The 24,055-nt window shown below is 66.0% G+C and carries 19 protein-coding genes and 1 pseudogene; 15 read left to right on the top strand and 5 right to left on the bottom strand.

Annotated elements, in window-relative coordinates; translation table 11 throughout:
* Nucleotides 1-76 precede the first annotated feature (76 nt).
* From ASD45_RS03180 to ASD45_RS03190, 3 genes are read left to right on the top strand one after another with little or no spacing between them, the layout of a single operon-like run.
* Nucleotides 77-1,084: an efflux RND transporter periplasmic adaptor subunit gene (locus ASD45_RS03180; protein WP_056910158.1), complete on the top strand. Its 1,008-nt coding sequence runs from the start codon at nt 77-79 to the stop codon at nt 1,082-1,084.
* Nucleotides 1,081-2,316 carry an ABC transporter permease gene (locus tag ASD45_RS03185; protein ID WP_056910159.1) on the top strand — a complete coding sequence of 412 codons (1,236 nt, stop codon included), beginning with the start codon at nt 1,081-1,083 and terminating at the stop codon, nt 2,314-2,316. Before ASD45_RS03180 ends, ASD45_RS03185 begins: the two co-directional genes overlap by 4 nt.
* Entirely contained in the window at nt 2,313-3,035 is a 723-nt protein-coding gene (locus tag ASD45_RS03190; protein ID WP_056910160.1) for an ABC transporter ATP-binding protein, read from the top strand. The genes ASD45_RS03185 and ASD45_RS03190 overlap by 4 nt, the downstream gene beginning before the upstream one ends.
* Here the strand turns inward: ASD45_RS03190 and ASD45_RS03195 are convergent.
* Nucleotides 3,032-4,555, bottom strand: coding sequence for a glycosyltransferase family 39 protein (locus ASD45_RS03195; RefSeq protein WP_056910161.1), 1,524 nt, complete (start codon nt 4,553-4,555; stop codon nt 3,032-3,034). The genes ASD45_RS03190 and ASD45_RS03195 overlap by 4 nt on opposite strands.
* Nucleotides 4,556-4,790: 235 nt before the next feature.
* Here ASD45_RS03195 and ASD45_RS03200 point away from each other — a divergent pair, with 235 nt between their 5' ends.
* Entirely contained in the window at nt 4,791-6,179 is a 1,389-nt protein-coding gene (locus ASD45_RS03200) for an EAL domain-containing protein (protein ID WP_056910162.1), read from the top strand.
* Between the two features lie 12 nt (nt 6,180-6,191).
* Nucleotides 6,192-7,049, top strand: a complete 858-nt coding sequence (locus ASD45_RS03205; protein ID WP_156380692.1) for a TIGR01459 family HAD-type hydrolase — start codon at nt 6,192-6,194, stop codon at nt 7,047-7,049.
* Here the strand turns inward: ASD45_RS03205 and garD are convergent, their stop codons facing one another.
* Nucleotides 7,050-8,600, bottom strand: coding sequence for a galactarate dehydratase (gene garD / locus ASD45_RS03210; protein WP_056912562.1), 1,551 nt, complete (start codon nt 8,598-8,600; stop codon nt 7,050-7,052).
* A gap of 196 nt (nt 8,601-8,796) precedes the next feature.
* Nucleotides 8,797-9,201 carry a response regulator gene (locus ASD45_RS03215; RefSeq protein WP_056910164.1) on the bottom strand — a complete coding sequence of 135 codons (405 nt, stop codon included), beginning with the start codon at nt 9,199-9,201 and terminating at the stop codon, nt 8,797-8,799.
* A gap of 222 nt (nt 9,202-9,423) precedes the next feature.
* On the opposite strand from ASD45_RS03215, the gene ASD45_RS03220 reads away from it, so the two are divergent.
* From ASD45_RS03220 to mutL, 10 genes are all read left to right on the top strand, one after another.
* On the top strand, nt 9,424-10,401 hold the full coding sequence (locus tag ASD45_RS03220) for a bifunctional riboflavin kinase/FAD synthetase (RefSeq protein ID WP_056910165.1): 978 nt from the start codon (nt 9,424-9,426) through the stop codon (nt 10,399-10,401).
* 337 nt (nt 10,402-10,738) lie between these two features.
* A complete protein-coding gene (ileS, locus tag ASD45_RS03225) occupies nt 10,739-13,756 on the top strand; it encodes an isoleucine--tRNA ligase (protein ID WP_056910166.1) in 3,018 nt (1,005 codons plus the stop codon).
* 94 nt (nt 13,757-13,850) lie between these two features.
* Nucleotides 13,851-14,366, top strand: a complete 516-nt coding sequence (gene lspA / locus ASD45_RS03230) for a signal peptidase II (protein ID WP_056910167.1) — start codon at nt 13,851-13,853, stop codon at nt 14,364-14,366.
* Nucleotides 14,367-14,441: 75 nt separating this feature from the next.
* The gene (locus ASD45_RS03235; protein WP_156380693.1) at nt 14,442-15,164 is read left to right on the top strand and encodes a hypothetical protein; all 723 of its coding nucleotides are present in this window, start codon (nt 14,442-14,444) and stop codon (nt 15,162-15,164) included.
* A 165-nt stretch (nt 15,165-15,329) separates the two neighbouring features.
* Entirely contained in the window at nt 15,330-16,721 is a 1,392-nt protein-coding gene (locus tag ASD45_RS03240) for a pitrilysin family protein (protein WP_056910169.1), read from the top strand.
* Nucleotides 16,718-18,043: a pitrilysin family protein gene (locus ASD45_RS03245; RefSeq protein WP_056910170.1), complete on the top strand. Its 1,326-nt coding sequence runs from the start codon at nt 16,718-16,720 to the stop codon at nt 18,041-18,043. Before ASD45_RS03240 ends, ASD45_RS03245 begins: the two co-directional genes overlap by 4 nt.
* Before the next feature lie 197 nt (nt 18,044-18,240).
* The gene (locus tag ASD45_RS03250) at nt 18,241-19,557 is read left to right on the top strand and encodes a hypothetical protein (protein WP_056910171.1); all 1,317 of its coding nucleotides are present in this window, start codon (nt 18,241-18,243) and stop codon (nt 19,555-19,557) included.
* A 4-nt stretch (nt 19,558-19,561) separates the two neighbouring features.
* Entirely contained in the window at nt 19,562-19,861 is a 300-nt protein-coding gene (locus ASD45_RS03255) for a DUF1330 domain-containing protein (RefSeq protein ID WP_056910172.1), read from the top strand.
* 152 nt (nt 19,862-20,013) lie between these two features.
* Nucleotides 20,014-20,433: an alternative ribosome rescue aminoacyl-tRNA hydrolase ArfB gene (gene arfB, locus ASD45_RS03260; RefSeq protein ID WP_056910173.1), complete on the top strand. Its 420-nt coding sequence runs from the start codon at nt 20,014-20,016 to the stop codon at nt 20,431-20,433.
* A gap of 200 nt (nt 20,434-20,633) precedes the next feature.
* Complete coding sequence (mutL, locus tag ASD45_RS03265) at nt 20,634-22,433, top strand: DNA mismatch repair endonuclease MutL (protein WP_056910174.1); 1,800 nt, start codon at nt 20,634-20,636, stop codon at nt 22,431-22,433.
* Between the two features lie 3 nt (nt 22,434-22,436).
* Here the strand turns inward: mutL and rsmD are convergent, their stop codons facing one another.
* Together rsmD and ASD45_RS03275 are read right to left on the bottom strand one after the other, a co-directional pair.
* Nucleotides 22,437-22,991: a 16S rRNA (guanine(966)-N(2))-methyltransferase RsmD gene (gene rsmD, locus ASD45_RS03270; protein WP_056910175.1), complete on the bottom strand. Its 555-nt coding sequence runs from the start codon at nt 22,989-22,991 to the stop codon at nt 22,437-22,439.
* Nucleotides 22,991-23,989: pseudogene (locus ASD45_RS03275) on the bottom strand (pseudouridine synthase); the annotation flags it as partial. The gene rsmD and the pseudogene ASD45_RS03275, both read right to left, overlap by 1 nt.
* Between the last annotated feature and the right edge of the window lie 66 nt (nt 23,990-24,055).

Below are 24,055 nucleotides of genomic sequence, written 5' to 3' on the forward strand. Positions count from 1 at the left end.
TGTGCCGGCCATTTCGTTTTGGGGATGCCTTGCGGTACGTCAATGCGCCGGCCGGCGCGGCCGGTAGCGTCGCCGCATGCAAATACGGCGCATTCTCTTCCTCGCTCTGCTGCTGATCGCGGTCGCCGGCGGTGCTTATTGGTGGCAGGCGAGGGGCATCCCCCAGGTGACGGCGGTCGCCGCCGCGCGCGGCACCGCGGTCGAGATCGTCTATGCCACCGGCGGCGTCGAGCCGGTGCGCTGGGCCAAGGTGGCCAGCGTCATCCGCGATCGCATCGTCGAAATCTGCGACTGCGAGGGCAGGTCGGTCGCCAAGGGCGACGTGCTGGCGCGGCTCGACGACCGCGAAGTGCAGGCGCAGATGAAAGAGCTGCGCGCCCGCGAGGGCTTCCTCAAGAACGAGATGTCGCGCGTCAGCGCGCTGATCGAACGCGGCGCCGCGACCACGCAGGCCTATGAGCGCGCCGCCATGGATCTGCAACAGGTGCAGGGCCTCATCTCGGTGCAGCTCGAGCGCATCGCCGATTACACCATCGTCGCGCCGATGGCCGGCGTCGTGCTGCGCCGCGACGGCGAAATCGGCGAGATCGCCGAGGCCGGACAGATCCTGTTTCGCGTTGGCGTGCCGGCGCCCCTGCAGGTCGTGGCCGAGGTCAACGAAGAGGACATTCCGCGCGTCCAGCTTGGCCAACTCGTGCTGCTCCGCACCGATGCGTTTCCCGAACGCCGCCTCGAGGGCAGGATCAGCGAGGTCACGCCGATGGGCGACGTGACCGCCAAGACCTTCCGCATCAAGGCGGCGCTGCCGGCCGACACGCCACTGAAGCCGGGCATGAGCGTCGAGGCCAATATCGTTACCCGCGAGAAGGAGAATGCGCTGCTGCTGCCGACCGATACGGTGCAGGACAATGCGGTGTTCGTGATCGACGGCAGCCGCGCGCGCAGGCGCCCGGTGACGGTCGGCATTCGCGGTACGCGTGCGGTCGAGATCGTCGCCGGGATCGCGGAAGGCGAGCGGGTCGCCTCACCGGCGCCGGCTGGCCTCAAGGACGGTGCACGTCTGCGTGTGCTCGCCGCGCCATGAACCTCATCTTCGACATCGCCTGGACCCATGTGCTGGCTCGCCTGCGGCAGACCGGCGTCGCGATCGCGGGCGTCGCCACCGGCGTCGGCTTTTCCATCATGATGGCGTCGCTGATGCAGGGCTCGCAGGACGACTTCATCAAGCAGCTCGTCAATGCCATGCCGCATATCACCGTGTCGGACGAGCGCCGCGCCCCGCCGCCGCAGCCGGCCGAACGCTTCTATGACGCCGCCGAAATCCACAACCTGACGCCGGAGGCGCGCCGGCGCGGAATAAAGAATCCGCTTGCGACCATGGCGGCGCTGGAGCCGTGGCTGCCCGGCGGCATCGCGCCGACGGTTCGCGTGCAGGCGATCATCCGTTACGCCAGTCACGATGTCGCCACCGCCGTCGTCGCCATTGACCCGCGACGCGAGGCCTCGGTCTCCGATCTGCCGAAGCAGATGCGCGGCGCGACTCTGGCGGCGCTGTATCGCGCCACGAATGCAATCATCCTCGGCGATCGGCTGTCGGAGAAGATCGGCGCCCGCATTGGCGCCAACATCACGTTGCAGACCAGCGAAGGCGCGCGGATGAACGCGCAGGTCGTCGGCTTCTTCCATACCGGCGTGCGCTCCGTCGACGAAAGCACCGCCTATGTCCTGGTCAAGACCGGGCAGATCCTGGCGCAGCAGACCGGGCTGATCAACGAACTGCGCATCCGCCTCGGCGACCCGATGATCTCGCGCGAGATCGCCGACCGGGTCGAGCGCGAGACCGGCTACAAGTCGGTGTCGTGGCAGGAGGCGCACGAGGATCTCATGTCCTCGTTCGTCATCCGCAATCTCATCATGTTTACCGTGGTCGGCGCCATTCTGCTGGTGGCGAGCTTCGGCACCTACAACATAATCTCCACTATCACGCACGAGAAGGCGCGCGATATCGCCATCATGAAGTCGCTGGGCTTGAGCGAATTCACCGTGCGCTCGATTTTCGTTGTCGAGGCTTCCATCATCGGCGTCGCCGGCGCGGCCGTCGGCTTTGTGCTGGGCTATCTGCTGTGCGTCGGCTTGGGTTCGATCGAAATCAAGAGCCCGTTCCTCGACACCGATCGCTTGCCGCTTGCCTACAGCTATGTGCATTACCTGCTGGCGGGCATTGTGGCCTTGCTATCGTCGGTGGTCGCCGGCTATCAGCCGGCGCGCAAGGCGGCGCGTCTGCATCCGGTCGAAATCATCCGGGGTGCGACATGAGCATCGATGCCGCAACGCCGCTGATCGAGGCGCGCAAGGTGACGCGCATCCTGCCCGGCATCGTGCCGACGACTCTGGTGAGCGATGTCGATCTCGTCATCCGCCCGCACGAATTCGTCGCCATTACGGGACCGTCAGGGTCGGGCAAGTCGTCTCTGCTTTATCTGCTCGGCCTCCTGGACGTGCCGACGTCCGGCGAGGTGCTCATTGAAGGCAAGGTAACGACGGTGATGACCGAGGATGAGCGGGCGCTGGCGCGTCTGACCATGCTCGGCTTCGTCTTCCAATTCCACTTCCTGCTGCCGGAACTCACCGTGCGCGATAACGTCACGCTGCCGATGCGGGCGCTCGGGCGGCTGTCGCGGGAGCAAATGCTCGAACGCGCCGAGATGCTGCTGTCCTCGCTCGGTCTCGCCGACCACATGAAGAAGCGGCCGGATCAGCTATCGGGCGGTCAGCGCCAGCGCGTTGCCGTGGCGCGTTCGCTCGCCAACGAGCCGCCGGTGATCCTGGCCGACGAGCCGACCGGCTCGCTGGATTCCAAAGCCAGCGAGCAGGTGTTCGAGGTGCTGCAGGAACTGGTGGCGGTGCAGGGCAAGACCGTGGTCGCGGTCACCCACGATCTGGCGATGGCCGAGCGCATGGACCGCCAGATCGAACTGCTCGATGGCCGCATCATCTCGGATCACGCGCACCCGGCGGCGCAGGCACCAGCCTAGCGCGAAGCGAAAGACGGCTTCGGCAGCACGATCGCCCAGCCGATGGAGATCTGTCCGGGGCCGCGCCGATAGGGCAACGTGAATGACGGCTGCACCGCGGCGTCCGGCGCCACGCTGCGATAGGCCGGCGGCACGACGTTGAGATCGGCATCGGTCCAGACGATGACAGCCCCGCGCGACCGCAGATCGTTGAGGTCGATCCATGGCGCGCGCTCCGGCTTGCCGTCGATCAGCACCCGCGGATGGCTCGGCGCGTAATGCGCGATATTGCCGCCGTCCCACATCGTGCCGATGACATAAGCGAGCGTCTGGCCGGTCACCGCGCGATAGCGCAGCGCAATCTCGTCGGCCAGCGCGCTGCCGGGGAAGAACACCGCGCGATAGCGGTGATCGAAGCGCGGCAGGATTTCGTAGTTGGTGACGAAGGCGAGGGCGAGCATGACGAGCACGATCGCCCAGGTCAGGACGATGCGCGCCAGGCGGAAGCCGGCGATGGCATGCCGCGCCATCAGCACCAGCCACAGGCCGAGGAACAGCCACAGCGGATAGCCCCACATGGCGATGGCGCCGCGGCCGGAGACGAAACCGAGCACCAGCACGGCGACGAAAGGTCCAAAGGCCAGCCAGGTGACGATGCGCCGGTCGAAGGCGTCGGCGGTGCTGGGATCGAGCGGCGCCTCATCGGCCCGGCGCTTCGGGATGAACAGCGGCCCGGCGATCAGCAGCGACGGGATCAGGAAGAACAGTTGGCCGATGCCGAATTCGAACGGATGCAAGAGGTGATCGTACCAGCCGCGCGGCAAGACGGCGCGGTGCTCGGCATAGGCAAAGGGCAGGAAGTCGTTTTTCACCAGCCAGATGAGATGCGGTGCGGCGATGATCAGGGCGATCGCGGCGGCGATGTACGGGCCGGGCGTCTTGAGCGCCTTGCGCGCGTCCGGGTCGACCAGGGCGAACACCGCCATCGGCGCCACCAGGACGACGACGAAGTATTTCGCCCACAGCGAGATGCCGACGGCGAGGCCGAGCAGCGCCCAGTGGCCGATTTTGCCGCCGCGCAGGCCGCGGTGCAGCGCATAGCCGGCCAGCGCCCAGAACGGCAGCTGGATGACGTCGTGGTTGAACTTGGCGGCGGTGTAATTGAGGTAGTGCAGGCCGTCGACGATGAGGACGGCGACCAGCGCCCCGATCGGACCCACCAGCGGCCGGGCGGTGACGAAGACCAGGGCCAGCGCGGCGACGACGGCGATCTGGGCCAGCAGGTAATAGGCGTAGTCATGACCGATGGTCAGGTTTGCGGTCTCGACCAGCCACCACGGCAGCGGCGGCAATTTATCGTAGCCCAATTGCCACTCGCGGCCGTAGGTCAGCGCCTCGATCAGGTCGAGCGGCAGGTTCGGGTAGAGCAGGTCCGGCAGTACCGTCCAAACCACGGCGTGAATGCCAAGAATCGCCACCAGCGCGCGCTCCGGAGCGGCAGCGATCGTGGCGAGAATCGAAGTCGAGCGGGAAGCCTGCATCGGAGTGGAGTTCCGGTTGGGTCGGCCCTTGGGTCCGGACTTAGCCGCTTAGCCGGCGCGCGCCAAATGTGCTGGGGAAGGATGGCGAAGCGCCCCTACCATATCAGGAATTCCCGGTTGCACAGGCGCGCCGCCTCATGGACATTGGGGCGGGCGGATGCGAATCACCTGCCACCGCCCAGAGACTGCCCGACTGCACAGACCCTGGCCGAGGCTCCGCGGGATCCTGAATCGAATGCTTCGTCTCAGCGCCATCTTCATCGCGATCTGCATGGTGCTCGTCGCGGGCTCGATCGGCGTCGTGCTGTATTTCGGCGTCAATCTCGACGTCCGCACCGCGGCGATCATCGCGCTCGGCGCGCTCATCGTCATGGCGTTGTACAATTCGATCAGCAACCGGCTGCGCGACCGCGGCCTTCTCGGCGACCAGATCGCCGATCTGTCGCGCGGCACCGCCGACCTGTCGCGACAGATGGCCGAGATGTCGCGGCGCCTGGCCGCGGTGGAGAGTCGGGTCGAGCAGACCGTGAACCGCGCGCGCGGGGCGGTCGATCCGATCGCCGCCGAGATCGGTGAACTCGGCGGACTGGTGCGGCAACTGGCCGAGACAGTGGCCGCGCACGAGACCATGCTCGGCACGCCGAACGGCATGCAGCAGGCCGCGCGGGTGGAAGCGCCGATAGCTGCAGCCGCAGCGCCAGCCACTTCGTTCGAACCGGCTCCCGAGGCGCCGCTGGCGCTGAAGGAGACCGATGCCGTCAGCGGTCCGCTCCGCTTCCAGGGGATGTCGCGCGAGCAGATCAGCGAGATGGTGGCGAAGGCGGCCGACGCCAATCGCATCGACCTTTATCTGCAGCCGATCGTCACGCTGCCGCAGCGTAAGGTGCGCTTCTACGAAGCGCTGTCGCGGCTGCGCACCGAGGACGGCGAGATCATTCCCGCTGTCGATTTCGTCGACATCGCCGAAACCGCCGGGCTGATGCCCAAGATCGACAACATGCTGGTGTTCCGCTGCGTGCAGGTGGTGCGGCGGTTGCAGCTCAAGAGCCGCGACGTCGGGCTGTTCTGCAACATCAACGGCACGACGCTGACCGACGGCGTGTATTTCAAGCAGTTCCTCGATTTCATGCGGGCCAACCGCGCGCTTGGCGGTTCGCTGATGTTCGAGTTTACCCAGGCCGCCTATCGCGCCTTCGGCCCGATCGAACATGAAAGCCTCGCGGCGCTCGCTGACTGCGGCTTCCGCTTCGCCATGGATCACGTCACCGACCTGCGTTTCGAGCCAAAGGAACTGGCCGACCGTTCGTTCCGCTTCATCAAGGTGCCGGCCAACCTGCTGCTCAACCGCGCTGCCGCTGCGCAAAGCGACATTCAGGCCGAGGATCTCGCCGATCTTCTGGCGCGCAATGGCATCGACCTGATCGGCGAGCGCATCGAGAACGAAAGCACGGTGGTCGATCTGCTGGATTACGACGTGCGCTTCGGCCAGGGTTTCCTGTTCTCGGCGCCGCGCCCGGTGCGCGCCGAAGCGCTGCAAGGCGCGGCATCGCCGCCGGCGGCCGAAAATCCCGCCACCACCAAGACGCTCAGCGAATATCTCGCCGCCAACGCGCATACCGTCTGACGGATATCGAATTTGCCAAACCTCGAGCCCCATTTCTCGGCGCTTGCGTCCGCCTATGACGTGTTCCTGTCCGATGTCTGGGGCGTCGTGCACAACGGCGAAGTGTCGTTTCCTGACGCTTGCGACGCGCTGATGCGGGTGCGCGCGATGGGCAAGGTTGTGATCCTCATCACCAATGCGCCGCGACCGGGCGAAGCAGTAATCCGCCAGATCGATCATCTGCACGTGCCGCACGAAGCCTATGACGGCATCGTCTCCTCCGGCGACGTCACGCGCGACGTCATTGCGCACCGTAAGGGCCAGACCATCTGCCACATCGGCCCCGAGCGCGATCATTCGATCTTCAAGGATCTGCACGTCGAATTCGCGCCGCTGGAAAGCGCCGATTACATCGTCTGCTCGGGACTGTTCGACGACGAAGTCGAGAAGCCGGAAGACTATCGCGCGCGGCTCGAGATTGCGCTGAAGCGCAAGCTGTTCATGGTCTGCGGCAATCCCGATCTCGTCGTCGAGCGCGGCTCACGGCTGATCTACTGCGCCGGCTCGATCGCCGATCTCTATGCGACGATGGGCGGCGAAGTGCTCTACGCCGGCAAGCCGTATCGGCCGATCTACGACATGGCGCTGAAAAAGGCGGAAGCCGCGCTCGGCCGCAAGGTCGATATGACGCGTGTGATGGCGATCGGCGACTCCGTGCGCACCGATCTCAAAGGCGCGCGCGCCTTCGGCATCGACATGCTGTTCATTGCCGCCGGCATTCACGCCGAGGAATTCGGCGGCCGCGATACGCCGCAGCGCGATGCGATGAAGACGGTGTTCGCCGCGGCGGGCGAAGCGCCGACGGCGGTGATGAAACACCTCACCTGGTGATCAGGTGATCGGGGCCGGGTTGAACAGCGCCAGCTGATTGTACAGGCCCCACTTGTCGGTGCAGGTCTTGGTCCTGCCGCTGGCGACGTCGAGGATCAGGCGGAAGATCTCCCAGCCGACTTCTTCGATGGTGGCGTCGCCCGAGGCGATGGTGCCGGCATTGACGTCGATCAGGTCGGCCCAGCGCTGGGCCAGTTCGTTGCGCGTCGCCACCTTGATCACCGGCACCGACGACAGGCCGTAGGGCGTGCCGCGTCCGGTCGTGAAGATGTGCACATTCATGCCCGACGCCAGTTGCAGCGTGCCGCAGACGAAGTCGGAAGCGGGGGTGGCGGCGAAGATCAGGCCCTTGTCCTTGACGCGTTCGCCCGGCGCCAGCACGCCGCTGATCGCCGACGAGCCGGACTTCGCCGACGAGCCGAGCGCTTTCTCGACGATGTTGGCGAGGCCGCCCTTCTTGTTACCGGGGGTGGTGTTGGCCGAGCGATCGACGCCGCCCTTGTCGAGATAATCGTCGTACCACTGCATCTCGCGAATGAGGTCGCGCGCCACCTGTTCGTTGGCGGCGCGCGGCGTCAGCAGGTGGATGGCGTCGCGCACTTCGGTGACTTCCGAGAACATCACGGTGGCGCCGGCGCGCACCAGAAGGTCGGCGGCGAAGCCCAGCGCCGGGTTGGCGGTGACGCCGGAGAAGGCGTCGCTGCCGCCGCATTGCATGCCGACCACGAGATCGGCGGCCGGGCAGGTCTCGCGCTCGCGTGCGTTGAGCACCTTCAGCCGCTCGTCGGCCATGCGCATGATGAGTTCGATCATGGCGCCGAACGAGGTCAGGCTCTCGTCCTGCAGCCGCATGATCTCGTGATCGGCAGTCTTGCCGGCGGGCAGCAGACGCTCCGGCGCCAGCTTCTCGCAACCGAGGCCGACGACCATCACCTCGCCGCCGTAGTTGGGATGGCGGGCGAGGTTCTGCAGCGTGCGGATCGGGATTTCGGATTTCGGCGCGTTGATGGCAACGCCGCAGCCATAGACATGCGTCACGGCGACGACGTCATCGACGTTCGGGTATTTCGGCAGCAGTTCGTCCTTGATGCGCTTGAGCGCGATCTCCAGGGTGCCGGCGACGCACTGCACGCTGGTCGAGATGGCGAGGATGTTCTTGGTGCCGACGGTGCCGTCGGCGTTGCGGAAGCCCTCGAAGGTGAAGCCCTCGAGCGGCGGCAGGGCCGGCGGCGTGCGGGTGGCGAGTTCGAGGCCGTCGAGGCTGGGCGGCGCCGGCATGCGCACGCGGGCTTCCTCGACCCAGCTGCCGGCGGCGATGTCGTCCACGGCGTAGCCGATGACTTCGCCATAGCGGACGATGGGCTGGTCCTTGGGGATGTCGACCAGCGCGACCTTGTGGCCCTGCGGCACGTAGTCCCTGAGCGTCAGACCGTCGGGAAACCGCGAGCCGGCCGGCATGCCGAAGGCATTGGCGACGATGGCCACGTTGTCGGCGTCGTTGAGCTTGATATAGCGCGGCGCTTCGGCGGGCGGCTTTACAGGTATGGTCATCATACGTCTCCGGGCAGGCGTCCAATATAGCGCCTGCGCCGGATGAGGGAAGGCCGGGAGCTCGTGAGCCGGTTCGGCCTCATGGTGAGGAGCCTGCGGAGCAGGCGTCTTGAGCCATGGAGGCCGCCCATCCTTCGAGACGCGCACGTCGTGCGCTCCTCAGGATGAGGCGGATCGGATGTCTGGCAGAAGTGGCTTAAGCCGCCGGCGCGTCGACGGCGGGATCGAACACGGCGTCGATCTTGGACTTCAAGGTCTGCGCGTTGAACGGCTTGACGATATAGTTCGAGACGCCGGCCTTTTTGGCGGCAATGACGTTCTCGGTCTTGGATTCGGCGGTGATCATGATGAAGGGCGTCGCCGCCAGTTCTTCGTCGCCGCGCACCTGCTGCAGCAGGTCGTAGCCGGTCATCGGCTCCATGTTCCAGTCGGAAATGACGAGGCCGTATTTGCGCTCGCGCATCTTGGCCAGCGCCGCATTACCGTCATTGGCCTCGTCGATTTCGACAAAGCCGAGCTGCTTCAACAGATTGCGAATAATGCGGACCATCGTGGAATAATCGTCCACGACCAGCACCGGCATCGAATGATCGACAGCCATGACTCTAATCCACGCCCCCGTCGGGGCGTCCCCGTCGCTATGGTTGGCACTCTAAGGTTCGGCATTTGAATATCCGGTTAACTTGAAGGTTTGGTAACGGACTAATAACTCTTAACACTGTCCATACCCGGATGTGGCAGTTGCCTAAGGCTGGGGCGGAAGCGTAAAGACCGGCAACCTGCTGTAACATCGACCTTCTTTGGCCCAGAATTTGATCCGACCATGAGCGAAGTTTCGTCCGACCGGCCCTTTACCGTCGTGACCGACGGCGAGCCGGGCGCGCTTGCCGGCGCAGTGGTCGCCATCGGCAATTTCGACGGCGTGCATCGCGGCCATCGCCAGGTGATCGGCGCGGCGCTCGACCGCGCCGCCCAGTTCGGCCGCAAGGCGGCGGCGCTGACGTTTTCGCCGCATCCGCGCAAGTTCTTTCGTCCCGAGGTTCCGCTGTTCTCGCTGTCGAGCGAGCGCAACAAGCTGCGGCTGCTGGCGGCAACCGGGCTCGACGGCGCCATCGTGTTCCAGTTCGACGCCGCCTTTGCCGCAACCACGGCCGAGGATTTCGTGCGTCGGATCCTGGTGGAGAAGTTCGGCGTCGGCGGCGTGGCGATCGGCTACGACTTCCACTTCGGCAAGGGCCGTGCCGGCTCGCCGAACTTCCTGTCGTTCGAAGGCACGCGGCTCGGCTTTCCGGTTGATGTCGTGCCGCCGCTCGAGGACGAGGGCCGGCCGGTATCGTCCGGCTCGATCCGCGAGACGCTGGCCCAGGGCAAAGTGGTGGAAGCCGCCGAGCTGCTGGGCGCGCCATGGTTCATTTCCGGCGAGGTGATCCACGGCGAGAAGCGCGGCCGCGAGCTCGGCTTTCCCACCGCCAATATCCGGCTCGACCCGTCCTGCGCGCTCAAGCACGGCATCTACGCGGTGCGCGCCGATATCGACGGCCAACGTGTCGATGGCGTCGCCAGTTTCGGCACGCGGCCGATGTTCGACGACGGCGCGCCGCTGCTCGAGATCTTCCTGCTCGACTATGAGGGCGATCTCTACGGCAAGACGCTCGACGTCGCCTTCATCGGGTGGATCCGCCACGAGCAGAAATTCCCGTCGGTCGAGGCGCTGAAGAAGCACATGATGGCCGACGTGGCGCAGGCGCGCGCGGCGCTGCAGCGCTCCGGCAAGGCGTTTCCGCGGTTGGGGACTCTCTGACTGTCGTCCCGGCCGAGCGCAGCGAGAGCCGGGACCCATGGCCCCGCGCCGTCGATAGGGCGCGGCGGTATGAGTCCCCGCCTTCGCGGGGGACGACACCGCCATGATCCATCGCCCCTGTTATCAGGCCCAAGGTTGCCTTTGTCCCTTGATCCTTCCCCTGAGGAATGGAGCAGGCGCCGAAGGGATTGCGAGGCCTTTTCCGGGCTTCCCTAGGATTATGGACATTTAAGCGTGGCTGTCCTGCCGCCGCCGTTTACCCGGCCGAAGTCTTTGCGCGGCCATATGCGCCCTGCTAAACACCCCGCCGACCCCAGAAATTTGGCCGAAAAATCGAATGTCGAAGCCCGAACGCGATTATTCCGAGACCCTGTTCCTGCCGCAGACGGAATTTCCGATGCGCGCCGGCCTGCCGCAGAAGGAGCCCGAGCTGCTCAAGCGCTGGGAGGAGACGGACCTCTATGCCCAGCTCCGCGCCGAGGCCAAGGGCCGCGAGAAGTTCGTGCTGCATGACGGTCCGCCCTACGCCAACGGCAACATCCACATCGGTCACGCGCTCAACAAGATCCTCAAGGACGTGGTGACGCGCAGCCAGCAGATGCTGGGCTTCGACTCCAATTACGTGCCGGGCTGGGACTGCCACGGCCTGCCGATCGAATGGAAGATCGAGGAAGAGAACTACCGCTCCAAGAACAAGCAGAAGCCGAACTTCTCCGATCCGGCAGCGATGGTGGCGTTCCGCCAGGAATGCCGCGCCTATGCGCAGAAGTGGCTCGACGTGCAGCGCGAGGAGTTCAAGCGGCTCGGCGTCGAGGGCGACTGGGATCATCCCTATACGACGATGAGCTATCCGGCCGAGGCGCAGATCGCGCGCGAACTGATGAAGTTCGCCGCCAACGGTTTGTTGTATCGCGGCTCGAAGCCGGTGATGTGGTCGGTCGTTGAAAAGACCGCGCTCGCCGAAGCTGAGATCGAGTACGAAGATTACACCAGCGATACGGTGTGGGTGAAGTTTCCGGTCGTCAACGGCTCGGGCGACCTGGCGCAGGCCGCCGTGGTCATCTGGACCACGACACCGTGGACGCTGCCGGGCAATCGCGCCGTCTCGTTCTCACCAAAGATCAGCTACGGACTCTACAAGGTCACCGACGCTGCGCCGGAGAACTGGGCGAAGTTCGGCGATCTGTTCATTCTTGCTGAAAATCTCGCCGGCGAAGTGTTCAAGCAGGCCAAGGTCGCGGCCTATGACAAGATCGCCGACGTTTCGGCCGAGATGCTGGCGTCAATGACGCTGAAGCATCCGTTCGCCGGCAAAGGTTACGACTTCCAGGTGCCGCTGCTCGCCGGCGATCACGTCACCGACGACGCCGGCACCGGCTTTGTGCACACGGCGCCGGGCCATGGCCGCGAAGACTTCGAGGTGTGGATGGACAACAAGGCCGCGTTAGAGGCGCGCGGCATCAGTTCGGCCATTCCCTACACCGTCGATGAGAACGGCGCGCTGACCGCGCAGGCGCCCGGCTTCGAGGGCAAGCGCGTCATCAACGACAAGGGCGAGAAGGGCGACGCCAACAACACCGTGATCGCCGCGCTGGCCGACGCCGGCATGATCATCGCGCGCGGCCGTCTCAAGCATCAGTATCCGCATTCCTGGCGCTCGAAGAAGCCGATCATCTTCCGCAACACGCCGCAGTGGTTCATCGCCATGAACCAAGCCTTCGTCGGCGCGTCGTCGGTCGCCGCGATCGCGGCCACGCCGCAAGGCGTCGCGTCAAACGACCAGCGCACCTTGCGCGAACGCGCGCTGGACGCCATCGCCAAGACCCGCTGGGTGCCGGCCGCGGGCGAGAACCGCATCAACGGCATGATCTCGGGCCGCCCCGACTGGGTGATCTCGCGCCAGCGCGCCTGGGGCGTGCCGATCGCGGTATTCATCAAGGAAAAGCCGGACGGCACGGTCGATATCCTGCAGGATCCGGAAGTTGAACTGCGCATCGTCGAGGCGTTCGAGGCCGAAGGCGCCGATGCCTGGTACAAGGAAGGCGCGCGCGAGCGTTTCCTCGGGCCGAAACTGTCCGCCGATGCGTGGAAGAAGGTCGACGACATCTGTGACGTCTGGTTCGATTCAGGTTCGACGCACGCGTTCGTGCTCGACGATCCCGTGCATTTCCCGCAGCTTGCCGGCATCAAGCGCAAAGTCGATGGCGGCGACGACACCGTGATGTATCTGGAAGGCTCCGACCAGCATCGCGGCTGGTTTCATTCGTCGCTGCTCGAGAGCTGCGGCACGCGCGGACGTGCGCCGTTCGATGTCGTGCTGACGCATGGCTTCGTGCTCGACGAGAACGGCCGCAAGATGTCGAAGTCGCTCGGCAACGTCGTGGCGCCGCAGGATGTCATCAAGCAGTCCGGCGCCGATATCCTGCGCATGTGGGTCTGCGCGTCGGATTATGCCGACGACCTGCGCATCGGTCCTGAAATTCTCAAGACCACGGCCGATACCTATCGCAAGCTGCGCAACACGATCCGCTGGATGCTCGGCTCGCTGGCGCATTTCCATGACGACGAGCGCGTCAAGGCGGAGAACATGCCGGAGCTGGAGCGCCTGATGCTCCATCGTCTGGTCGAACTCGACGAGATCGTGCGCAAGGCCTACGCCGATTTCGACTACAAGAAGATCTTCGCGGCGCTGTCGGCCTTCATGACGTCGGATCTGTCGGCGTTCTATTTCGACATCCGCAAGGACGCCTTGTATTGCGATCCCTATTCATCGATGACACGCAAGGCGTCGCTCACGGTGATCGATTATCTGTTCCGCTGCACGGTGACGTGGCTGGCGCCGATGCTGTGCTTCACCGCCGAGGAGGCCTGGCTGTCGCGTTATGGCGCCGATGCCAAATCGGTGCATCTGGAGCCGTTCCCGAAGGTGCTGGCGGCCTGGCGCGACGACAAGCTGGCCGAGAAGTGGCGCAAGGTGCGCGCGGTGCGCCGCGTCGTCACCGGCGCCATCGAAATCGAGCGCGCGGGGAAACGCATCGGCTCCTCGCTCGAGGCGCATCCGATCGTGCATGTGTCGAACGGCGAACTCTACGAGGCGGTGCTCGATGTCGATCTCGCCGAGATCTGCATCACGTCGGCGCTGACCTTGGTGACCGACGAAGGCCCGGCCAATGCGTTCCGCTCGCCGGACGTGCCGGGCGTCGCCGTCATCTCCAATCTCGCCGAGGGCACCAAATGCGCGCGGTCGTGGAAGATCCTCACCACGATCGGCGCCGATCCGGAGTACCCGGACGTCAGCCCGCGCGACGCTCAGGCGCTGCGCGAGTGGGAGACGATGAAGAAGGCGGCGGAGTAACAATGGTCGTCCCCGCGCAGGCCGTGGCTCGCGCCTTGCCGAACTGCGACGACGCAGCGTATGGGTCCCCGCTTGCGCGGGGACGACGGTCTAAATGAATCTCAAATCCTATCTCGCCGGGCCGCTCACCGCTTTCGGCGTCACCGTCGCCGCGCTGGCCCTGGTCATCGACCAGGCCTCCAAGCTCTACCTCGTGTTCGTGCACGACCTCGACGCCAATCCGATCCGGCTCGGGCCGTTCTTCGACTTCGTGCTGACCCGCAACTACGGCATCAGCTACGGCCTGCTGCAGATGCCGGGCGAGGCCGGGCAGTGGGCGCTGGTCGGCTTCAAGCTGCTGGCGGTGCTCCTACTCTGGGTGTGGCTGGCCAAGGCCGAGGACCGGCTGACGGCGCTGTCGCTCGGCCTGATCATCGGCGGGGCGGCCGGCAATACCGTCGACCGCCTGCTCCATGGCTGGGTGGTCGATTTCGTGTTTTTTCACGTTTCCGGGGCAGGTTGGCAGTTCAAATGGTTCGTTTTTAACCTCGCCGACGTGGCCATCGTTGCCGGGGTGGCGGGTCTGCTGTATGAGTCCTTCTTCGGCGGACGTGCCGTAAAAGCGCCCTGATCCCAAGGCAATAGGCCGGGTCAGGTGAGTTTGGTGCCCAATCCGGCGGACACCCGAACAGAAGGGGCAAGTTCCATGATCGCTCGTCGCTCCTCCCGTCAGGCCGCTTTGGCGGCGCTGGTTCTCGGCTTCTCCGTTGCTGCGCTGGCCATGCCGGCGCGCGCCGCCGATGCCGGCGACGACCGGCCGTGGGATTCCAAGATGATCGGCAACCTTCTGGAAGGCCTCGGCCTGCAGTCGCCGAACAAGGATACGATCGTCTACCAGGAGCGCGCGCCGCTGGTCATTCCGCCGTCCACCGATCTGCCGACGCCGGAGAAGTCCGACGCCGCGATCGCCGGCAACCCGGCCTGGCCGAAGGACCCCGACATCGCCCGTAAGCGGGAAGAGGCCAAGCGCGCCCGCGTCGAGGCGATGAAGTCGGCAGACGCCAAGTTCCGTGACGAAAACCGAGTTCTCAACCCGAGCGAGATGACGCCCGGCGTCAGCGCCACCAATCGCATGCCGACCGTCGGCACCGGGAACCGCACCGCCGGCACCTTCAGCGAATCCAATCAGCGGCTGACGCCGTCGCAGCTCGGCTATAACGGCGGCATGTTCGGCAGCCTGTTCGGCGGCAAGAACGACGATGAACAGGCGCGCTTCACCGGCGAGCCGCCGCGCGCGTCGCTGACCGACCCGCCGGTCGGCTATCAGACGCCGTCCGCCGATCAGCCCTACGCCGCCGGCGGCGATCGGGACAAGGCGCCGAAGGCGACCAATTACCTGGAAAGCAAGGGCGGTGACATCCAGCACTGACGCGGACCTCGGCCCGCTGCGCGGGCCGCTCGCCGCATTCGTTGCTTGAGGGCCGCCGCGTTCCAGGACTCTGAGCTGTCGCAAGCGGGGCGACGCCACCTCTAACGCCATAGGGTCTGCTTCGTGGACTTCAGAAAATTCGTCGAACGCGCAGGCGCTGTGACCATGGCGGCTGCGGTTACGCTTTTGCTATGCCCGGCCGGAGCCGGCGCGGCCGAACAATCCGGGCCGAAGATCTCCGACTTCAAACTCGACAACGGTCTCGAACTCGTCGTCATCCCCGATCACCGCGCGCCGGTGATCACGCACATGATCTGGTACAAGGTCGGCGCCGCCGACGAGACGGCCGGCAAGTCGGGGCTCGCGCATTTTCTCGAACATCTGATGTTCAAGGGCACCGCCATGCACCCGGCCGGGCAGTTCTCGTCCGTGGTCGCGCGCATGGGCGGCCAGGAAAACGCTTTCACCTCGAGCGACTACACCGGGTATTACCAGCGCGTGCCGAGCGAGAAGCTCGAGGAAGTGATGGGCTTCGAAGCCGATCGCATGACCGGTCTCGTGCTGACCGACGCGGTGGTGCTGCCTGAGCGCGATGTCATCCTCGAAGAGCGCAATCAGCGCATGGAGAACAACCCGCGCGCCCGCCTCGGCGAGCAGATGGACGCCGCGCTGTTTCTGAATTCGCCCTATGGCCGGCCGGTGATCGGCTGGCGCCACGAGATGGAAGGGCTGACCAAGGACGACGCCATCGGCTTCTATCGCCGCTTCTACGGACCGAACAACGCGGTCGTGGTCGTGGCCGGCGATGTCGACCCGCAGCAGGCGCTGGCCTTCGCCAAGCAGACCTACGGCAAGCTCAAGCCGCACGCCGACATCGCGCCGCGCGCGCGCCCGCTGGAGCCGCCGCCGGCGGCGGTGCGTTCGCTGACATTGGCCGATCCGCGCGTCGAACAGCCGACGCTGCAGCGTTCGTATCTGGTGCCGTCGTTCCACACCGCCAAGCCTGGCGAATCCGAGGCGCTCGAAGTGCTGGCGCATATTCTCGGCGCCGGCTCGAACAGCCGGCTCTATCGCGCGCTGGTCGTCGACAAGCATGTCGCCGTGAGCGCCGGCGCCTATTACGATTCCTCCGCCTACGACATGTCGAAGTTCGGCGTTTACGGTGCGCCGGTCGAAGGCGTGAGCCTCACCGATCTCGAAAGCGCGACCGATGCGGTGATCGCCGAGGTCATCGACAAGGGCGTGACCGCCGACGAGCTCGACCGCTCGAAATCGCGGCTGGTGGCCGACGCCATTTATGCCCAGGACAATCAGGCGACCATGGCGCGCTGGTACGGCCAGGCGCTGATGACCGGCGCCACCGTCGCCGATGTGCAGTCGTGGCCGGATCGCATCCGCGCCGTCACCGCGGCGCAGGTGCAGAACGCAGCGCGGCAGTGGCTCGAAAGGATCCGTTCGGTGACCGGCTATCTGGTCAAGGACACGGGACCTGCCGTCAACAAGGCGGAGCGGACGGCGCCGGCCAAATCCGGCAGCACCGGGGAGAAGCGGTCATGATGCGGCTCCTGGGTTTCATCGGCGGCGCGCTGACGCTCGCGCTCGTTCAGGCCGCGCCGGCTGGCGCGATGACGATCGAGAAGATCGTCAGCCCCAAAGGCATCACCGCCTGGCTGGTGCGTGAGAAGGCCGTGCCGCTGGTTGCGCTGAACTATGCGTTCAAAGGCGGCGCGGCGCAGGATCCGGCCGGCAAGAGCGGCACCGCCAATCTGGTGGCCGACACGCTCGACGAAGGCGCCGGCGACCTCGACAGCAAGGCGTTTCACGACCGGATCGAGCGTCACGCCATCGAGCTGTCGTTCAACGCCTCGCGCGACGAATTCCGCGGTTCGCTGCGTGTGCTCAACGAGCATCGCGACGAGGCCTTCGATCTGCTGCGCAAGGCGTTGACCGAGCCGCGTTTCGAACCGTCCGCGGTCGAGCGCGTGCGCGGCCAGGAACTGGCGGGACTGCGCCGCGAGACCACCAACCCGAACAGCATCGCCGGCCGCATCTGGTGGGAGACCGCGTTCCCCGGCCATCCTTACAGCTTCGAGACCAAGGGTTCGCTCGAGACCGTGCCGGCGATCACGCCGGACGATCTGCGCGACTTCACCAAGCGCGTCTTCGCCCGCAACGGACTGACCGTCTCGATCGTCGGCGACATCGATGAGAAGACCGCCGGCGAGATGATCGACAAGGCCTTCGCCGCGCTGCCGGCGGCGAACGACCTCAAGCCGGTCGCCGACGTCAAGCCGAAGGGCCTCGGCCGGCGCATCGTCGCCGAACTCGACGTGCCGCAGGCCGTGGTGATGTTCGGCGGTCCCGGCCTTGGGCGCCACGATCCGGATTTCATGGCGGCCTATATCGTCAATCACATCCTCGGCGGCGGCTCGTTCTCGTCGCGACTCTACAAGGAAGTGCGCGAGAAGCGCGGCCTTGCCTACGGCGTGTCGGAGAACCTCGCCTGGTTCGACCACACCGCGCTGATCATGGGCGGCACCGCGACCCGCGCCGACCGAACCGCCGAGGCGCTGGCGATCATCGAGACCGAGACCAAGAAGATGGCCGAGGAGGGCCCGACCGCCGACGAACTCGCGGCGGCCAAGGACTATCTCAAGGGCGCCTATGCGCTGTCGCTCGACACCTCGTCGAAGATCGCGGCGCAGCTCACGCAGATCCAGCTCGACAGGCTCGGCATCGACTACATCCAGCGCCGCAGCGCCATGATTGACGCGGTGACGCTCGACGACGCCAAGCGCGTCGCCAAGCGGATCTACGGCAGCGGCATGCTGGTGACGGTCGCCGGCCGGCCGAAGGGGCTGGCCTCGAGCACGCAGTGAAACTTTTGTGGAGCGGACGCGTTAGGCCTCTCGGGTCTTCCCATTAACTCATTTCGGTCATGGCCGGGCATAGCCCGTCGAAGACGGGCCTCAACGCCCCTTTTGTCCCGGCCATCCACGTCTTATTACTTTTGTCCTGTGATGTAAGACGTGGATGCCCGCAACAAGCGTGGGTATGACGCTGGAGAATTCCAACCATGCCTCTGATCCAATCCATCGACAGCGCGCTTCACACCAACATCGGCCAGCACGGCGTCCCGACCGAGGCGCTGGACGCCGCGCTGGCGCGTACCGAGGCCGCGCTCGACTGGCTGCGCGCCCGCCATGCCGATGGCGGCCTGCCGCTGCTGCAACTGCCGGCAACCCACAGCGATCTGCCGGAATTGCGGGATCGCGCTGTCGCGCTTGCCGACCGCGCGACGGACATCGTGCTCTTGGGTACCGGCGGCTCCAGCCTTGGCGGCCAGACCTTGGCGCAACTCGCCGGCTACATGGTGCCGGGCGTCGGCGCGCTGCGCGCCGGACCGCGGCTGCACTTCATGGACAATCTCGATCCGGACTCGTTCGGCTCGCTGCTTAAGCACCTGCCGCTGCAGACCTCGCGTTTCGTCTCGATCTCGAAATCGGGAGGCACCGGCGAGACCTTGATGCAGACGATTGCCGTGCTGTCGGCGCTGCACGAGGCGAGCCTCGGGCCACGCATTCCGGACATTTTCCTCGGCCTGTCCGAACCGGCAAAGCCGGGCAAGAAAAACAGCCTGCGTGAATTGCTCGGTCAATACAAAGTACCGATGCTCGATCATCACACCGGCGTCGGCGGCCGCTTCTCGGTGCTCACCAATGTCGGCCTGTTGCCGGCGGCGATGCTCGGTCTCGACGTCGTGGCGATCCGCGAGGGCGCCTCGCTGGCGCTGAAGCCGGTGCTCGACAAGAGGCCGGCGAAGGAAGTGCCGGCCGCACTCGGCGCCGCGTTGTCGGTGGCGCTGGCCGAGACCAAGAACAAAGGCATCAGCGTCGTCATGGCCTATGCCGACAGGCTGGAGCGCTTCACCCGCTGGTACGTGCAGCTCTGGGCCGAAAGCCTCGGCAAGGACGGCAAGGGCACGACGCCGATCGGCGCGCTCGGCCCGGTCGACCAGCACAGCCAGCTGCAACTGTTCATCGCCGGACCGCGCGACAAGCTGTTCACCGTCATCACCACGGACCGCGCCGGCAAGGGCCCGCGCATGGACAAGAAACTGTCCGAGGTCGCCGGCGAGCCGGGCTTTGGCGGCAAGACGATCGGCGATCTGGTTGGCGCGCAAGGCCGCGCCACCGCGGAGACCTTGGCCAAGAACGGTTGCCCGGTTCGTACCATGCACGTGCCGCAAATCGACGAAGAGAGCATGGGCGAACTGTTGATGCATTTCATGCTCGAGACCATCATCGCCGCGCATCTGTTGGGCGTCGATGCCTTCGACCAGCCGGCGGTGGAAGAGGGCAAGGTGCTCGCCAAGAAATATCTGACGGCGTGACGCCATGCCCGCTTATGTCATCTCCGAAGTGCGCATCCTCGACGAGGATCTGATCCACAATTACCGCGATCGCGCTGCGGCCAGCATCGAGAAATACGGCGGCCGCTATCTGGTGCGCTCCGGAGCCGTGGAGCTGGTCGAGGGCGAGCGCGATCGCGACCGGCAATTCATCATCGTCGAATTTCCCGACATGGCGAAGGCGCGGGAATGGTACCGCTCGCCGGAATACGCTGCGGCGCTGGAATTCCGCTACGCCGCGCTCGACCGGACTTTGGTGTTTGCCGAAGGGGTCGGCGAGGGCTGAGGCTCTGTCATTCCGGGGCGCGCCGGCAGGCGCGAACCCGGAATTCCGGCGCAGCGCCTGCTTTTTTGTACGCGCCTCTGTTTTTAATCGCCTGCAGGGGATATGGATTTCCGGGTTCGCTTGCCGTGCAAGCGCCCCGGAATGACGAAGTCATGCACCGCGTCACGAACTCCATCAGCATCGACGACAGCGAACTCGAGGAAAGCTTCGTGCGGTCCTCGGGACCCGGCGGGCAGAACGTCAACAAGGTGTCGTCGGCGGTGCAGCTTCGCTTCGACGCGCGACGCTCGCCCTCGCTGCCGAACGACGTCGCCATCAGGCTGATGAAGCTGGCGGGCTCGCGGCTGACCAAAGACGGCGTCATCGTTATCGTCGCCCAGGAATACCGCGACCAGTCGCGTAACCGGGCTGAGGCCCGCGAGCGGCTGTTCGAGATGATCCGCCAGGCGGCGGTCAAGCCGACCGTGCGGCGCGAGACCAAGGTGCCGCGATCCGAGAAAAAGAAGCGGGTCGAGGGCAAAAAACGCCGTAGCGAGGTCAAGGCAGGGCGGGGCAAGGCGAGGTGGGATTAGTTCCGCCTCATCCTGAGGAGCCGCCGCAGGCGGCGTCTCGAAGGATGGGGCGGCCATGGTTCGAGACGCCCGCTTCGCGGGCTCCTCACCGTGAGGCAAGTCGGTCCACGGGATAACGGGCATACCCGCCCCCGCCGCCTCGCGGGGGACGCTTTAGGCCACTAGATTGGCCCCGATCCCCGAATCAGGCCTGATTTTCAATGCCCGTCCGCCAGCTCTCCGAAGCCGTCGTCAACCGCATCGCCGCCGGCGAGGTGGTCGAGCGCCCGGCCAGCGTCGTCAAGGAGCTGGTCGAGAACGCGCTCGACGCCGGCGCGCGCCGCATCGACGTGCTGACCGACGGTGGCGGCCGCCGCCTGATCCGCGTCACCGACGACGGCGCCGGCATGACGCGGGACGACCTCGATCTCTGCGTCGAGCGCCATGCCACCTCCAAGCTCGATGGCGACGATCTGCTGGCGATTCACACGCTCGGCTTTCGCGGCGAGGCCTTGCCCTCGATCGGCTCGGTGGCGCGGCTGACCATCACGACGCGGCACGCCAGCGAGCCGCATGCCTGGTGTCTGACGGTCGATGCGGGCGACAAATCCGAGATCAAGCCGGCGGCGCTGAGCCAGGGCACCACCATCGAGGTGCGCGACCTGTTTTATGCGACGCCGGCGCGGTTGAAGTTTTTGAAGACCGACCGCAGCGAAGGCGAAGCGGTGCGCGAGGTGGTGCGGCGGCTGGCGATGAGCCGGCCGGATGTCACCTTCACGCTGGCGGGCGAGGAGCGCGCGCCAGTCACCTGGAGCGCGGCCGGCGAGGAAGAGCCGCTGGTGCGGCTCGGCGACGTGCTCGGCGCCGACTTCCGCGCCAATGCCATCGCCATCGATGCCGAGCGCGACGGCGTGCGTGTGGCAGGCTTTGCCGGGTTGCCGACGCTGTCGCGCGCCAATTCGCTCGGCCAATATCTGTTCGTCAACGGCCGCCCGGTGCGCGACAAGCTGATGGTCGGCGCAGTGCGCGGCGCCTATGCCGATTATCTGCCGCGCGACCGGCATCCGGTTTTGGCCTTGTTCGTCACGCTGCCGACCAGCGAAGTGGACGTCAACGTGCATCCGGCCAAAACCGAAGTGCGCTTCCGTGACTCCGGTCTCGTGCGCGGCCTCATTGTCAGCGCGCTGAAACATGCGCTGGCGCGCGAAGGCCAGCGCGCGGCAACGACCGGCGGCGGCGCCACCATTGCCGCGTTCCGGCCGGTGTCGCGACGTGCTCCCTATGACTGGCGCAATTCGCCGTCACGCCCGACGCCATGGTCGCCGGCGCATGGCAATGTCGCGCTTGGCTTCGAAGACGCGCCGCAGGCGGCGTTCGATGTCGGCGGGCCGTCGGCCGACGCGCGGGTCGAAAGCTTCGCGCCGGCGCCCGATCTCATCGACAGGCCGCTTGGCGCGGCGCGGGCGCAGATCCACGAGACCTACATCGTCACGCAAACGCGTGACGGCCTGGTCATCGTCGATCAGCACGCCGCGCATGAGCGCATCGTCTATGAGCGCATGAAGGCGGCGCTGGAGAAATCCGGCATCGGCCGGCAGATCCTGCTCATTCCCGAGATCGTCGAGCTCGACGAAGCCGATGCAGCGCGGCTTATCGCACGCGCGGAGGATCTGGCGCGCTTCGGCCTCGTGCTCGAAACTTTCGGACCCGGAGCGGTAGCGGTGCGCGAGACGCCTTCGTTATTGGGCGACGTTGACGTGCGCGGCCTCGTCACCGACCTCGCCGAACATATGGCTGAGTGGGACGATTCTCTGCCGCTGGAGCGCCGGCTGCTGCACGTCTCGGCAACCATGGCCTGTCACGGCTCGGTGCGCGCGGGGCGGCGCCTGAAGCCCGACGAGATGAATGCGCTGCTGCGCGAGATGGAATCGACGCCGAATTCCGGCCAGTGCAACCACGGCCGCCCGACCTATGTCGAGCTCAAGCTGGGCGATATCGAGCGGTTGTTCGGCAGGAAGTAACGATCAGACGGCGCGCAGGAAAATCAGCTCGCTGTCGTCATAGGCTCGCCGTTCAAGTTCCTCGAAGCCTTCCGGCGCGGCGAACTTGGCGCTTGTCGCTTCCTCGACCACGACCAGGGCCTCCTTGACCAGCCAGCCGCCGTCGCGCGCCGAGATCAGCGCCTTTTCGGCGAGACCCTTGCCATAGGGCGGATCGAGAAAGACAAGCGTGAACGGCTCGATCGGATGCGCCGGCCCAAGCTTGGTGGCGTCACGGCGGAAGATGCGGCTGGTGCCGCCGAGCCCGAGCGACTCGGTGTTGTTGCGGAGCAAAGCGCGCGACTCGACGCCGTCGTCGACGAACAGTACATAGGCCGCGCCGCGCGACAGCGCTTCAATGCCGAGTGCGCCGGTGCCAGCGAACAGATCGAGCACCCGCGCGCCTTCGACCGGATTGTCGTAGCCATGCGCCAGGATGTTGAACAGCGCCTCTCGCAGGCGGTCTGCGGTTGGCCTCAGCCCTTCGCCCTTGGGGCCCGCGATCGGACGCGAGCGCAAGCGGCCGCCGACCACGCGCATTATTTCGATCTCGGATAGGCGGGTCGCGGACCGCTCTTGCTGCGGTCACGGCGCGGCGGCTTTTTCTTGAAGCGTCCGGTGGCGATCTTGTCGTTGGCGTTGCGGGCATCGGCTTCGGATTGTGGGCCCGATTTCATCCCGCGCTCCGGAGCACGTTGCGGCATACGGCCGTCGCGCCCGGGTACGCGCTTGTCGCGCAGTCCTTTGCCGTCCGGCTTGCGCGGCATCCGCTCGTCATCGCTCATCAGCGGCGCCGAGAAATCCGCGCCGCTCTCATGCACGATCTTCTCGCCAAGTTCGGCGCGCAGCGCCGCCGTCTCGACTTCCTTGACGCTGCCTTCCGGCAGGTCGCCGAGCATGAACGGCCCGTAGGACACGCGGATCAGTCGGTTGACCCGCAGGCCGAGCGACTCCATGACCTTGCGGACTTCGCGGTTCTTGCCTTCCCGAATGGCAAAAGACAGCCAGACGTTGGCGCCCTGCTGGCGCTCGAGCAGCGCTTCGATGGCGCCGTAGTGAATGCCCTCGATGGTGATGCCGTCGCGCAGTTTGTCGAGCGCGGCCTGGTCGACGCGGCCGTTGGCGCGCACGCGGTAGCGGCGCAGCCAGGCGGTCGAAGGCAGTTCGAGCGCGCGGGCGAGCCCGCCGTCGTTGGTCAGCAGCAGCAGACCCTCGGTGTTGATGTCGAGGCGGCCGACGCTGATCAGGCGCGGCAGCTTTTTCGGCAGCGCGCCGAATATGGTCGGGCGGCCCTCCGGGTCGGAATGCGTGGTCACCAGGCCGCGCGGCTTGTTGAAGAGGAACAGCCGGGTGCGCTCGCGGCGCGGCATCGGCTGGCCGTCGATGACAATGCGGTCGGACGGGGTGACGTTGAGGGCCGGCGAGGAGATCGGCTTGCCATTGACCGTCACGCGGCCGGCCTCGATCCAGGCCTCGGCCTCGCGGCGCGAGGCCAGGCCCGCGCGGGCCATGACCTTGGCGATACGCTCGCCGGATTTGTCGTTGCTGCTCTTGTCCGCCATGGTGGCCGCCTGATAGCAGACCCGGGGCCCGTTGTCCCGGGG

Origin of the sequence: Pseudolabrys sp. Root1462, from assembly GCF_001426945.1 — a bacterium.
Taxonomy (GTDB): Bacteria; Pseudomonadota; Alphaproteobacteria; order Rhizobiales; family Xanthobacteraceae; genus Pseudolabrys.

What these genes read in the sequence shown, in the direction of transcription:
- ASD45_RS03180 (WP_056910158.1), top strand. Translation starts at nt 77, where the DNA reads ATGCAAATACGGCGCATTCTCTTCCTCGCTCTGCTGCTGATCGCGGTC.
- garD (WP_056912562.1), bottom strand. Translation starts at nt 8,600, where the DNA reads ATGACCATACCTGTAAAGCCGCCCGCCGAAGCGCCGCGCTATATCAAG.
- ASD45_RS03190 (WP_056910160.1), top strand. Translation starts at nt 2,313, where the DNA reads ATGAGCATCGATGCCGCAACGCCGCTGATCGAGGCGCGCAAGGTGACG.
- ASD45_RS03220 (WP_056910165.1), top strand. Translation starts at nt 9,424, where the DNA reads ATGAGCGAAGTTTCGTCCGACCGGCCCTTTACCGTCGTGACCGACGGC.
- arfB (WP_056910173.1), top strand. Translation starts at nt 20,014, where the DNA reads ATGCACCGCGTCACGAACTCCATCAGCATCGACGACAGCGAACTCGAG.
- rsmD (WP_056910175.1), bottom strand. Translation starts at nt 22,991, where the DNA reads ATGCGCGTGGTCGGCGGCCGCTTGCGCTCGCGTCCGATCGCGGGCCCC.
- ASD45_RS03195 (WP_056910161.1), bottom strand. Translation starts at nt 4,555, where the DNA reads ATGCAGGCTTCCCGCTCGACTTCGATTCTCGCCACGATCGCTGCCGCT.
- ASD45_RS03250 (WP_056910171.1), top strand. Translation starts at nt 18,241, where the DNA reads ATGCCTCTGATCCAATCCATCGACAGCGCGCTTCACACCAACATCGGC.
- ASD45_RS03245 (WP_056910170.1), top strand. Translation starts at nt 16,718, where the DNA reads ATGATGCGGCTCCTGGGTTTCATCGGCGGCGCGCTGACGCTCGCGCTC.
- ASD45_RS03215 (WP_056910164.1), bottom strand. Translation starts at nt 9,201, where the DNA reads ATGGCTGTCGATCATTCGATGCCGGTGCTGGTCGTGGACGATTATTCC.
- lspA (WP_056910167.1), top strand. Translation starts at nt 13,851, where the DNA reads ATGAATCTCAAATCCTATCTCGCCGGGCCGCTCACCGCTTTCGGCGTC.
- ileS (WP_056910166.1), top strand. Translation starts at nt 10,739, where the DNA reads ATGTCGAAGCCCGAACGCGATTATTCCGAGACCCTGTTCCTGCCGCAG.
- mutL (WP_056910174.1), top strand. Translation starts at nt 20,634, where the DNA reads ATGCCCGTCCGCCAGCTCTCCGAAGCCGTCGTCAACCGCATCGCCGCC.
- ASD45_RS03185 (WP_056910159.1), top strand. Translation starts at nt 1,081, where the DNA reads ATGAACCTCATCTTCGACATCGCCTGGACCCATGTGCTGGCTCGCCTG.
- ASD45_RS03200 (WP_056910162.1), top strand. Translation starts at nt 4,791, where the DNA reads ATGCTTCGTCTCAGCGCCATCTTCATCGCGATCTGCATGGTGCTCGTC.
- ASD45_RS03235 (WP_156380693.1), top strand. Translation starts at nt 14,442, where the DNA reads ATGATCGCTCGTCGCTCCTCCCGTCAGGCCGCTTTGGCGGCGCTGGTT.
- ASD45_RS03255 (WP_056910172.1), top strand. Translation starts at nt 19,562, where the DNA reads ATGCCCGCTTATGTCATCTCCGAAGTGCGCATCCTCGACGAGGATCTG.
- ASD45_RS03240 (WP_056910169.1), top strand. Translation starts at nt 15,330, where the DNA reads ATGGCGGCTGCGGTTACGCTTTTGCTATGCCCGGCCGGAGCCGGCGCG.